At 47.2% G+C, this 12,022-nt stretch carries 13 protein-coding genes; 4 read left to right on the forward strand and 9 right to left on the reverse strand.

Features of this window, described 5'->3' with window-relative positions; all coding sequences use genetic code 11:
• The first annotated feature begins 75 nt into the window (after nt 1-75).
• Both IEX02_RS08425 and IEX02_RS08430 read left to right on the forward strand, forming a co-directional pair.
• Nucleotides 76-399 carry a hypothetical protein gene (locus tag IEX02_RS08425; RefSeq protein WP_188693171.1) on the forward strand — a complete coding sequence of 108 codons (324 nt, stop codon included), beginning with the start codon at nt 76-78 and terminating at the stop codon, nt 397-399.
• Nucleotides 400-568: 169 nt separating this feature from the next.
• A complete protein-coding gene (locus tag IEX02_RS08430; RefSeq protein ID WP_188694125.1) occupies nt 569-2,071 on the forward strand; it encodes an AmpG family muropeptide MFS transporter in 1,503 nt (500 codons plus the stop codon).
• A gap of 202 nt (nt 2,072-2,273) precedes the next feature.
• Here IEX02_RS08430 and IEX02_RS08435 read toward each other — a convergent pair whose 3' ends face one another.
• Together IEX02_RS08435 and IEX02_RS08440 are read right to left on the reverse strand one after the other, a co-directional pair.
• Nucleotides 2,274-3,161 carry a class I SAM-dependent methyltransferase gene (locus IEX02_RS08435; RefSeq protein WP_188693174.1) on the reverse strand — a complete coding sequence of 296 codons (888 nt, stop codon included), beginning with the start codon at nt 3,159-3,161 and terminating at the stop codon, nt 2,274-2,276.
• Nucleotides 3,162-3,172: 11 nt separating this feature from the next.
• Complete coding sequence (locus IEX02_RS08440; protein ID WP_188693177.1) at nt 3,173-3,721, reverse strand: N-acyl amino acid synthase FeeM domain-containing protein; 549 nt, start codon at nt 3,719-3,721, stop codon at nt 3,173-3,175.
• 601 nt (nt 3,722-4,322) lie between these two features.
• On the opposite strand from IEX02_RS08440, the gene IEX02_RS08445 reads away from it, so the two are divergent.
• Nucleotides 4,323-4,895, forward strand: coding sequence for a paraquat-inducible protein A (locus tag IEX02_RS08445; protein WP_188693180.1), 573 nt, complete (start codon nt 4,323-4,325; stop codon nt 4,893-4,895).
• A 157-nt stretch (nt 4,896-5,052) separates the two neighbouring features.
• Here IEX02_RS08445 and IEX02_RS08450 read toward each other — a convergent pair whose 3' ends face one another.
• Together IEX02_RS08450 and IEX02_RS08455 are read right to left on the reverse strand one after the other, a co-directional pair.
• On the reverse strand, nt 5,053-5,766 hold the full coding sequence (locus IEX02_RS08450; protein WP_188693184.1) for a hypothetical protein: 714 nt from the start codon (nt 5,764-5,766) through the stop codon (nt 5,053-5,055).
• 413 nt (nt 5,767-6,179) lie between these two features.
• Nucleotides 6,180-6,983, reverse strand: coding sequence for a DODA-type extradiol aromatic ring-opening family dioxygenase (locus IEX02_RS08455; RefSeq protein WP_188693187.1), 804 nt, complete (start codon nt 6,981-6,983; stop codon nt 6,180-6,182).
• A 109-nt stretch (nt 6,984-7,092) separates the two neighbouring features.
• Between IEX02_RS08455 and IEX02_RS08460 the strand changes: the two genes are divergently transcribed.
• Nucleotides 7,093-7,521, forward strand: coding sequence for a MarR family winged helix-turn-helix transcriptional regulator (locus IEX02_RS08460; RefSeq protein ID WP_188693189.1), 429 nt, complete (start codon nt 7,093-7,095; stop codon nt 7,519-7,521).
• A gap of 13 nt (nt 7,522-7,534) precedes the next feature.
• Here the strand turns inward: IEX02_RS08460 and IEX02_RS08465 are convergent, their stop codons facing one another.
• The 5 genes from IEX02_RS08465 to IEX02_RS08485 form a co-directional block, all read right to left on the reverse strand.
• The gene (locus IEX02_RS08465) at nt 7,535-8,497 is read right to left on the reverse strand and encodes a sensor domain-containing diguanylate cyclase (protein WP_188693192.1); all 963 of its coding nucleotides are present in this window, start codon (nt 8,495-8,497) and stop codon (nt 7,535-7,537) included.
• A complete protein-coding gene (locus tag IEX02_RS08470; RefSeq protein ID WP_188693195.1) occupies nt 8,497-9,507 on the reverse strand; it encodes a response regulator in 1,011 nt (336 codons plus the stop codon). Before IEX02_RS08470 ends, IEX02_RS08465 begins: the two co-directional genes overlap by 1 nt.
• Nucleotides 9,508-9,510: 3 nt before the next feature.
• Nucleotides 9,511-10,344 (reverse strand): thymidylate synthase, encoded by an 834-nt coding sequence (locus IEX02_RS08475; RefSeq protein WP_188693197.1) that lies wholly within the window; start codon nt 10,342-10,344, stop codon nt 9,511-9,513.
• Nucleotides 10,341-11,138: a prolipoprotein diacylglyceryl transferase gene (lgt, locus tag IEX02_RS08480; protein ID WP_188693201.1), complete on the reverse strand. Its 798-nt coding sequence runs from the start codon at nt 11,136-11,138 to the stop codon at nt 10,341-10,343. Before lgt ends, IEX02_RS08475 begins: the two co-directional genes overlap by 4 nt.
• Before the next feature lie 81 nt (nt 11,139-11,219).
• Nucleotides 11,220-12,020 (reverse strand): sulfite exporter TauE/SafE family protein, encoded by an 801-nt coding sequence (locus IEX02_RS08485; protein WP_188693204.1) that lies wholly within the window; start codon nt 12,018-12,020, stop codon nt 11,220-11,222.
• Nucleotides 12,021-12,022 lie beyond the last annotated feature (2 nt).

The following is a 12,022-nucleotide window of genomic DNA, read 5'->3' on the forward strand; positions in this document are numbered from 1 at the left end:
TTTTGCGTTACATCCTGATACAGCTAATCCAAAAATTCCAACTATAATCGGGTAAAGCAACCCAGGGTGGTGTCAGTGACGGTACAGGTTTTTATCAACCTCAAGGCAAAGCAACTGAGCTATTTTGTGCGCGCCTATTGGGACAGACGCATCCCATACCGGGAGGTTGATTTGTATTTCTGGGATACCATGGAAGAGTGGCACCAGCTAAGAGATCGCAACAAGCAACCTTTCAGTGCCAAAGAAAGGGTATTCTGGCATCTGCTGCATCAGGTTCATTTCTGGTCCGAGCAAAAACTCTTGGATGACCCCTTTTTACGCAGCGAGCTGCAAACCTGCGTGGATTACCTGGAAGGAGACGGCCAGTACCCTCTGGATTGTATAGGTATTCGTCCCTGAAAAGCTTAGTCGCCCCTCCGCAGCTTGATTACTGACCACTGTTGGCGGCTGAGTGAGTACCAACTTGACCCTTGGCACAAGTCATGGCCCAATAGGCCGACAATAAAAGCAACAAGATCCCCCCTTGCAGTCATTGATTTCACAGCTTCGCCAATTTGGCAATCGCACCATGCTGAGCATTTTTTTGTTTGGCATCGCCAGTGGATTTCCCTGGGTTATGATAGGTTCAGTGATGTCGGCCTGGCTTAAAGATGCCGGCCTGACCCGCTCGGCCATTGGTTACTTCACCGCCGTATTCGCGGTGTATTCGGTCAATTTTCTTTGGTCCCCTATGCTCGACCGCCTCAAGATCCCAATTTTGTGCCAGCGGCTGGGACAACGCAGAGGCTGGATCCTGAGTATGCAGTTGGGTATCGCGGCCTGCTGCTTACTGCTTTCTCAGGTGGATCCCAACACTAACCTTACCCTGGCAGGTTTGGCGGCATTGTTCATTGCCTTATGCTCGGCCACCCAGGACATCGCCATCGATGCCTTTCGTATCGACAGTATCGATACTAAGCAAAATGAACAACAATCCAGTGCTGCCGCTATGTCCACCTCAGGATGGTGGACGGGCTATGCTCTGTTAGGGGCTATTCCGTTTTTTATTGCCGATATGCCAGGCTGGAACTGGCCGGATGTTTATCTGCTGCTGGGCAGTATCATGCTGCTCCTGACCTTAGCTATCTGGCTGGCGAAAGAGCCTCAATCCAAGCGGGATCAGGCCTACCAACAAGCGCAGTCGCACTATCTGGCTGCCGTGGTTGCCAAGGGGCATCAAGCCATGCTGGTGATGCTGGTCATTACCACGGCCATTGTGCTGTGCTTTATCGGCGTATTTGGTCAAACCTGGTTTGAATATCAGACCCTGGCATTCAGTATCCTGGTGTTACTGTTGCTGATTTATGCCATTCGCACCACCAGCCATATGCTGAGTCAACATAGTGCCTGCCCGACTAACCAAGGCGGTCCCGCTCAGCGCGCCATGGCTTGGGTACTGGTCTCCATGGGCGAGCCTCTGCGCGACTTTTTCGGCCGCAATGGCGTGCGCTTAGCGCTATCACTGTTGCTGTTTGTGGTGCTGTTTAAAATGGGTGAAGCCATACTCGGCAGAATGAGCATCGTATTTTACAAAGAAATCGGCTTCTCTAACTCCGATATTGCCGCCTATTCCAAATTGCTTACCTGGGCGGTCACCATAGTGGCATCCATCACGGGCAGTTTAGTTAACCTGCGCATTGGTATTATCAAGGGCCTGTTTGTTGGTGGTATTGCCATGGCCGCCAGTAACCTGTTGTTTGCCCTGATGGCCAGCGTAGGGCCGGACAAAACCCTGTTGTTTATCACCATAGTGGTGGACGGTTTTACTGCAGCCTGGGGTACCGTGGCCTTTATGGCCTTTATTTCGGTGCTCTGCAACCGCGCCTTTACCGCCAGTCAGTATGCCCTGCTGGCCAGTATCGGCACTTTTGGCCGCACTACCTTGGGTGCCTATAGTGGTGTCATCGTCGATTCATTGGGGGGTAACTGGCAACTGTTCTTTGTCCTTACCGCTTTAATGGTCATCCCCAGCCTGGTGCTGCTATATATGATCCGCGATAAAATTCAGGCCATTGCTGATGCAAAAGTGTAACTAATGCCTTCAAAGAGAGCCTGAATGGTAAATTCAGGTTCGCGCCACTTGGACCGACTTAGATTCACAACATTGTGACAGGCCCTAATATGAAATAGAACCAAGGCGAAACTACTAAAGTCAACGCCCTCACAGCTAAAAAATCTCGCAGAGGGTTTCTATCAATTTTGCAGAAAGCTCAGGCTGCTACCCACATTCCTTACTAATAAAAACGTCCAGTTACCAGATACTCTCCAATGTGAAAAGTATAATCATAAGGAGTTAGAATATACTTCTTCCTTAGCTCCTTAGCGGTCATTAGCCGCTCAAGTTGACAGTGCTGTTCAGCTAAAAACTCATCAACGTCTTCACTGGCCAATGCCCATCTAATTGGCTCCCCAATTAATGTTAAGTAATGAAACAGAAGAGGTCTAACATTACTTCTTTTACTTCCTTTGGGTTCTATTGATGTAAAAAGGAAAAGGGTGCCAGTACCAGTCAGTGTATGTATGGCATTAAAAATACTCTCTACGCTACTGCGCCCCAGATACATCAGAACCCCCTCACTTACAAACAAGGTTTTCTTGTTCGGATCAAAAGCTTCAAAATTTTTCAATGCATCTTTAAAGTTCTGCTGTTCAAAATTCACACTAAGAAAATGTAAATTAGGACGACGAGCAAGACTTTCAGCTAAGGCCTGTTTTTTAATTTTCTGAGTCGAAGGATGGTCGACCTCAATACATGATACTTCTGGATGCTTCTCACTGACATAGTAAGTTAACCAATCCAGACCTGCTCCTAGATTTACTATTTGCTTTACCCCACTATCTATTGCCTGGAACGTTGCTTCTTCTATATAATTTTTCCTCAAAGCATAATGTACTGTAATACCAGGTGTAAATATCGACTCCTTTATTCTTGCTTCCCAATTTGAAAACCTACCACTCACCCTTTTCAAGCACTTCCTTCCAATCTTAGTTTGCTGTAACATTCTTTCAGCGAATTTTTCTCTTTCATGACTTATTAAAAATTTAAATCTTGTTCTTTTAGCCAAGTATAAAAGCCCTTGAAGAACGATGTATGCGGTCTTACTTTCTAGCTTTCTCTTCAAAGCAAACCCTTTTATCTTATAGTTAATTTAGAGTAGAGTTTGTACAGCTCTACTGTTGCAGGAAAAACATACTCTCCAACATCTTCAACCCAAATTTCGTCTTCAATCACATTGTATCCTAGCTTTTTATATAACGTGATGGAACGCTTATTTATTGTGACCAATATGTGAGTTACATCGTTATTAAGACCATACAAACAACTTGATTTAAGTAAAGATGTCAAAGCATGGCGTTGATATCGCCACTTGCGAGAAATAGCCAGCATACCAGCGCTACCAAACTTAACCGGTGCAGCGTATCGTAGAGCGGCTTGTTTACGAAACTTGGAGTAGTCGTAGATAAGCTCAGGAGGGAGAATACTGTTATTATCTATATTTGTTCTTAAAGTACCAATCACCGTACCTTTATATATTGCATTAAATATTCTCGTGTCTTTTCTTTCATCAAATCCATCTTTAATCTCTCTATCTTCATTTTCCCTAAAATATCCTTCCTCTTCCACGTACACTCTATACCTTAATCTGTAGGATTCGGAGATGTCATGTTCTTCTTTAGCCAATCTAATTTCCATCATCACTTTTTACATCTTTTGTTCAGGGTGGGTTTTTAGAGAAGTTTTCAGGCAGGTTGTGAAAATACACCAATAACTTACATTTGTTTTTAATCTATCTATACAAACACCCCGATAAATCTTCCGAGGCTCTCATTAAGAATTTGAAAATTGTGAACAATAAAAAAGAAGACTTACTGAACAGTGGCATTCTATTTTATTTATGGATGTAGCCAACAGCTGATCTTTGGTTTCTTCTATGAAGTCATTGAGACAAGGTGCCGTACTCATACGCAGCTTTAGAGCTAGAGGAGACAGCCGTGCACCTAGCTTCGTAAAGTCCAAGCGATTTTCAAACATCATGCATTTATGGACTAGAATATTTGCGCACAAGTCGTTCTATTTTTCCTAGTTCAGGTTCTTCGTTCTGCTCAAAATTCATTCGTGCTGTCGACTCAAAGTATAAGTGGCAAGCGGCATTCGAATATATTGAGGTTGATTAAAACCGGAAAAAAGGGCACAGTGCTTTGGCTATCTGAGCAAAAATAATTAAGAGCAATCAGCTTTATAGTTCTACTTTACTGCTTCAGTTTTTGTTTAGGAGGCTATCTTGTTACGACATCTGAGCCTGGGCATGAATTTGTTAGCAATAGTGTTATTTGTCCCCGGCATAGTACTGCCAATGTTTGCCCTGAAAAGTGAGATGGGTGCCTGGTTTGGACAAGGGCGTCTGACAGCTGCTTTAGTGGATAAAGAGCTTTCTATTCTGCAGACAGTGCAAGAGCTCTGGCAAGATGACAGGCTGCTGGTCGCGGCGTTGATTTTCTTCTTTTCGGTGGCCATTCCGGTCGTAAAAACACTGCTGGTCAGTTTGGCCTGGTATTGGCACAAGCTCAGTAAAGGCCAAACCCTGGCGGCCTGGATAGCCGCCATAGGTAAGTGGTCAATGGCCGATGTTTTTGTGGTGGCGATTTTTCTGGCCGTGCTGTCTACCGACCATGCTGAGACCACTACCACGCAAGCCGTTAATCTGTTTGGTCTGCGCATTGATTTTGAAATCAGCAGTGCCACTCTGTCTACCCTGGGGCCCGGGTTTTACTATTTTGTTGGCTACTGTTTGTTATCTCTGGCCGCCAGCCAACTACTGCAATTCAGCCTGGCTCGTCAGCAAGGCCATAGGTAAGCGGGGTCATGTCACAACCTTGTGCCCCATTGGTGAGCAATCTCACTGGCAACAATAAGATCATCTGACGACAGAGGTTTTAGCTATATTTATTTCGCACGAATTGTGCTCATTATAAAAGCCGTATTAAACTCGTGAAAAATAAGAAACATCATGCCTATTTTATAGTGATTGGTTCAGCCCCTATTACACCAATCATTACCCCATAGTATTCCCCATTTTCTTCAATGATTTTCAAAGACCCGCCTTTTAAACCATCTTTAATATGTGGATTTGATGTCATCGCATCTAAAAATTCCACCACATCATTTTTATTATAAGAGGAGATAACTATTCCACAGATCTCATCAGAGCAAGATGTGGCATCAAGCCTCATGCCGTTATATTCTTCTACATCGCCAAGAAGCCCCTGGCTAATATTATCCATGATATCTTGTGATTCAGAATCGTACATTGAGTCTGGAAGTTCCAATATTAGCTCCAGAGTTTTCGACAGACTTAAATCTTCAATTAACTGGCTATCAAAAATCTTTTTCCCATTTTCTATAGAAACAATATCGTTCAGACGCAGTTCTGATGTAAAAGTATTTTGCTGAACCTTGTCCAGATTAAGTGCCGCATCATCTTTCGATTCAAACCCTTTAATATCTACTTCTGGAGATGGAACTTGCTGCTCAAGCGCTCTAGTCTCATTCTTTGTGCTACGTTCATTATCCTCGGTCGTATCGGTAGGTGTTTTTATTACCTCGACAGAAGAATATGCGTCCTTTGCGTTAGATGTCATAGACTCTTTATTCCCAAGGAGAAGATATCCTAACGCTGCCACACCAAGCAATACAGCCGCCCAGAACGATAAAAACTTTAACCTCATAACAATCCTTAATTAAATTTCGTCCTTGCAGCCCAATAGTACTGAAGACTACTTGATAGCGTTATTTCGCTGGTGAAAAACAAACGTAATATGGTAAACGTACCAGATTATAAGAGCGTGGCCCAAGTTAATTATCTATCTCAGTCTTAAAGGTTCTATGCTGATGCTCTATGCAATATCCCTCGCACTATTAACCATCTGATGAAGGGATTTATCAGCTTTATCTGCCTACTTTTCGTGCTCAATAAATGATGCAAAAAGCCGATGACTTACCTGCCGCAGATAAACACAAAAATCTATACTCCAATCAATAACCATCCACCAAGTTCAACATCAGGGCAGATCTTGGATTGCTTAACTCGTTAAACACCAAGCTCATCGGCCAGCCCACTACTGCAATTCAGCCTGGCTCGTCAGCAAGGCCATAGATAACAGCGTGCCGGCAAGCCCAACACATTAAAACTCAATGCCGATGCAGCCTTGGCTGAGGCCGCCGTGCAACATACATGCAATGGCAGTAAGTGTTCCTCACGGGGATGGCAGAATCTGGCGTAAGGCGCATTTTGCCAGTCGGCAAGTTGCTGGACACGTTGTGCCGATGTCAGAGTTTCATCGGTAATCACCCGATCCAGCCAGCCATGAAATGACTGGCACTTCTCCACCACCGCAGAGGTTTTCAGCCCCATCATGGCGGACAGGTTATGAAACGAATACCCTGAGCCAATAACCAGCACCCCCTGCTCACTAAGGCAGCGTAAGGCCTCGCCCAGTTTCAGGTGTGCTTGGGCATCCAGACCTTTTTTCAGTGAAAGCTGCACCACCGGAATATCAGCCTCTGGAAACAACAACATCATAGGCACGAACATGCCATGGTCAAAACCACGGTGAAAATTCAGATGTGCGCTCAGATTCTCGGCCTGCAACATTCCCTTTATCTGCATGGCCAGATCGGGGGCCCCAGGTGCCGGGTACTGATAGTGGTAGGTTTGGGGCGGAAAACCGTAATAATCGTAGATCATCCCAGGGGAGGCAGACGCGGTTAACGTAAACTCGGGCGCCTCCCAATGTGCACTAATCAACAAGATAGCGCTGGGATGCGTTAACCCCTCTCTTATTTCCGCGAAGGTATCCAGCATCTCTAGATGACTGGGATCCTCCATTAACGGCAACGGGCCACCGCCATGGGACACAAAAAGTATCGGTTGTCTGACAGACATAAGATTCTCCTCAGTGTTCTCTATTGTGCGCCTTTTTCGGTATTTTCCAACCTGGACTATTAGCAAGCTTTGCATATAATAAGCAGAGCTTACAATATAGGTAGTCCCAATGTCTGACGAACATGACAATCTGGCTTTTCTTATAGCTGACACTAACCGGCTGATTAGACAGTTCTTTCAACAACGTCTGCGCTGTAGCCCTATTACCTTGGCGCAGGCACGGGCCTTGTTTTATGTGTCGCGCTTTGAAGGAGTCAAACAGGTTGAATTGGCCGATGCGCTTGAGATTCAGCCCATGACCATGGCTAGATTATTAGATCAGCTCTGTGATCTTCAGCTTGTTGAAAGAGTGCAGGACCCCAATGACAGAAGGGCGTATCAGATTTTTCTTACCCCTGCTGCAAAACCACATTTAGCGGAAATTGAGCGGGTATCAGCCTTAATGCGTGAGCAAATGCTCAGCACCCTAGGCAGCGAGCAGGTGAGCAGTTTTATGCGTACCTTAATACGCTTGCGCACCGGGCTGCTGAACGACTAAGGCAAACAGCTTGTTAATCTCTCTGAATCTGACTCAGGTTACGGCCACTGTCCTTGGCTCGATACAGCGCTTTATCTGCTAGCTCTATCCAGGCCATATAACCTTTCAATGAAGAGTCAAACTGGCAAATCCCCAAGCTCACGGTAAAGGGGATATTATGCTCTTCATAAGCCACGGTGTTTCTTTGCACATGCTCGCGGATCCGCTCTGCAACCTGCAGGGCGGCGTCAGCATTGGTGTCAGGTAGCACCAGCGCAAATTCCTCACCACCATAGCGGCCGGCAATATCTGTCTCCCGCACGATTTGACGTATCACCCTGGCCAGTGCACGAATAACCTGGTCCCCGGCTGGATGACCATAGGTATCATTGATGCTTTTGAAGTAATCAATATCCAGCAGGATCACTGATGAGGTACCGTGATTACGCATACAGCGTTTAAATTCCTGCTGGCAGCTTTCTTCCCAATATCTACGATTGTATAGCCCCGTCAGGCCATCTACCCGGCTCATTTTACGCAGTTGTTCATTAGCTGTTGCCAAACGCTGCTTACTGACCACCTCGTCGGTGACGTCGTACACCACCACACATAAATGCTCCACTTCACCACCACGGGATGCCAGCGGAAACAGGGTAATATTCTGGTACATCAGGTCACTGGCACTGGTAACCGGCCGATAACTGGTAAAGCGAAATAAGTAGGGACGTTGCTCCCAAATTACAAAGGCGGGACTTTTAAGGGTAAAGACAGGTTCAACCTTTTGCCTGAACCAGTCTTGATCGATTTCAGCAAAAAAATCGAACAAGCATTGGTGGCGAATAGTGTCGGGTTGGACGCCACTGTGGTTATGCATAAACTCATTCCACACCTTCACTCTGAACTGGCGGTCTATGACCACGATGCCCACTTCGATGGAGTCGAGTAAATCCAGTTTCCAGTGCAGATCATCCATGTCCTGGTGAATACTTTGCTCCATCAGCTCTCCCCGCTTAGCAACATTAGCTTGTCGAACATGGCGTCCATAGCGTCCTGAGGAAATAGCAGCAATAAATCAAAATTCACATTGTGGCTGTGAATGGAATAGCCAATCTCGATGGCCACAACCTGATTCCATCGTGACACGTTACTTTTTAATAATTGTTCCAGGTCACAGTGACGGCCAAGAATAATGGGGTGGTTTAAACTGAATCTCACCCCGAGTTGACTGGACAATCCATTCAGGCAGGCACCAATCAGGATATTGGACAGGTCCATCAAGGCTTCGATTTCCAACTGTTCGGACAAGGTCCGGCTTTGATATTTCAGCAATTCCACCAGACTGCCAAAGTCGGTGTCGTTGAAAATAACCAAGGCTTCACCCTTAATACCGGCACTGACAAAGCCCTGGGAAACTGCGGACACATAGCTTTTATGCTGGATCTCAGCAATAGCCATGCTTAATTCGCTGCTGGCTATCTGATTCACATTAGGAATGGGCAGGTGAATAAACTCACCCAATATATGCGCCAGCTTATCACCAGCCTGCCCCATGGCGACATTTATCAGTTCCCGGTAAGCATCCAGGCGGTATTGCAAGTCATCCTCGTCGTAACCCGTTAACTGCCGTTGCTGCGCTTCACCGGTATACAGGCCATATTGCTTTAGCAAGGCCGACAACTTGCTGCTATCCACGGGCTTGGCAATAAAGTCCATGGCCCCCAGCTTCATCATCCGCTGCCGAGCTTGTGCCTGTACATCACCAGACACCACCACCACCAAGGTTTGCAGATCTTCATTGCGGATAGTCTGCATGGCCTGATAGCCATCCAGTACTGGCATATTTAAGTCTAGGAAGGTGATATCGAAATGGCTGGAACGAATCATGTCCAGCGCTTGCTGGCCGTCCTCAGCGAACTGAATCTCCACATCCCACTGTTTGGGAATGGCCCGGGCCAACTGACGCCGGGCAAACTTGGAGTCATCGCAAATGAGGACTCGCACCGCCATAGACTAGATGGCCACCGGCGCTTTGATATGAGGATGAGCCTGGTAATTTACCAGCTCAAAGTCCTCAAAGGTAAAGGAGAAGATGTCTTTGACCTGCGGATTTATCTTCATCTGTGGCAGCGGGTGTGGCTCTCGCGCCAACTGCGTCTGGGTTTGTTCCAGATGATTGAGGTACAAGTGTGCATCACCAAAGGTATGCACAAAATCGCCCGGCTCCAAGTCACAAACCTGTGCCACCATTAAGGTCAACAAGGCATAACTGGCAATATTAAAAGGCACGCCGAGGAAAATATCGCCGCTACGTTGGTACAACTGACAAGACAGCTTACCGTCCAGCACATAAAACTGGAACAGGGTATGGCAAGGCGGCAGCGCCTGACGCCCCATGGCGGCATTCTCCTTGGGAGAATAACGGGTGTCTGGTAACACCGCCGGGTTCCAGGCACTGACAATCAAGCGTCTCGAGTCCGGATTATGCTTAATTTGCTCAATCACCTCGGCAATCTGGTCAATGACCTGACCGTCGACACCCTGCCAACTGCGCCATTGCTTACCGTATACCGGGCCCAGATCGCCCTCATCGGTGGCCCATTCATCCCATATGCTGACGTTATTCTCTTTCAGATAGGCGATATTGGTTTCACCTTTAAGAAACCACAGCAACTCGTGAATAATGGAACGCAAATGGCATTTTTTAGTGGTCACCAGCGGAAAACCGTCCGCCAGATTAAATCGCATCTGATAACCAAACACACTCAGGGTGCCGGTACCGGTGCGATCCTCTTTTTTAACCCCATTCTCCAACACATGGCGCATCAGCTCGAGATATTGCTTCATGCTTTTTTCCCCTCCAGAGGCTGACGTCCTGCTCTGACAATCAGTGCCAAACCAATCAGAATCATAGGAATACAGAGCAATTGTCCCTGCGACAAAGCGCCACTGTACAAACCGATATGGGCATCCGGCTCACGGAAAAACTCCACCACAAAACGAAACGCACCGTAACCAGCCAGGAAAATGCCGGATATGGCACCCACCGACCTTGGCTTACTGCTGTACCACCACAGCACAGTGAACAATACCAAGCCTTCCAGAAAAAACTCATAGAGTTGGGATGGGTGACGAGGCAACGGCCCGGCACCAGGAAACAACACAGCCCAGGGCACATCTGTGGTGCGTCCCCACAGCTCGGCATTGATGAAATTACCAATCCGTCCTGCGCCAAGCCCGATTGGGACTAAGGGCGCAATAAAATCCCCTACTTGTAGCAAGCTGGAGCCCGTCTTTTTGGCAAACCACCACAACGCAACCACGACCCCCAGCAGACCACCATGGAAGGACATACCACCGGTCCAGATCTTAAACAGGTACAAAGGGTCTTCTAGCAAATGATCAAACTGGTAGAAAAACACATAGCCGATGCGCCCTCCCAGTATCACCCCCAGAAAGCCGTAAAACATCAGGTCGCTAAGCTGCTCACGCGTCCAATTGGTCCGGTGTAAACGTTTGCCAGCCAGAAACCAAGCGGCGACAAACCCCACCAGATACATCAGTCCGTACCAACGCAGGCTTACCGGGCCAATGCTGAAGATCACCGGATCAATCTGTGGAAAGGTAAAGTACTCTGTCATTTAACAAATCCAGAAAAATAAAAAATATAAAAATCAAAAACATGGGCAACTGCGTCAAAAGTAGACAGCCAGTTACCCTATTCAGTTCAAAAACATCTGCAGGCTGACTAACACCAGAAAGCCGGCAAAAATTTTCTTTAAGGTGCCAATGGGCAAATTGTGTCCCCATTTAGCGCCGAAATTAGCCGCCAGCATCGACGTGCTGACAATGGCCGCCGTGGCAGGCAAGTATACAAAGCCCAGACTATAGTCGGGTAGTCCTATCCGCTCCCAGCCGGCCAGCACAAAACTACCGCTGCCAAATAGTGCGATCACCATGCCACAGGCGGCTGCACAGCCTATTGCGGTTTTCATCGCCACCCTAAACCACACCAGTGACGGCACCAGCAAAGCGCCGCCGCCAATTCCCAGCAAGGAGGACAAGCTGCCGACTCCGAGGCCAATACCCACCAGCTTGGGGCGACTCAATGAATATTCAGTGACTCGGTTCTGCCCAAATGCCATGCGAAATGCCAGTAACAACATCAGTCCGGCAAACAGGCGCTTGAGCATTTCGGCCGGCATATAAGCGGCGAACTGAGCACCCACTACCGCCCCAAGAGCGATGCCGACAGAACAGGTAAGAAATACCCGCATATCCAGGTTACCCAGCTTATAGTGGGTGAGGAAGGATGAGAATCCGGTAAAGATGATGGTCGACAACGAGGTCGCTACTGCCATGGGCATGACGATCTCAAGTGGCAAACCCAACTTAACCTGCAGTAAATAAACCAGTGCCGGTACGATGACCAAACCGCCGCCGATACCCAGCATTCCCGCCAGCACGCCAGCGATACAACCAAGCACCATACAGCTTAGAATTAAAAAAATCAGTGGTTCCAAGA

It is taken from the genome of Bowmanella pacifica (assembly GCF_014645355.1).
GTDB lineage: Bacteria > Pseudomonadota > Gammaproteobacteria > Enterobacterales > Alteromonadaceae > Bowmanella > Bowmanella pacifica.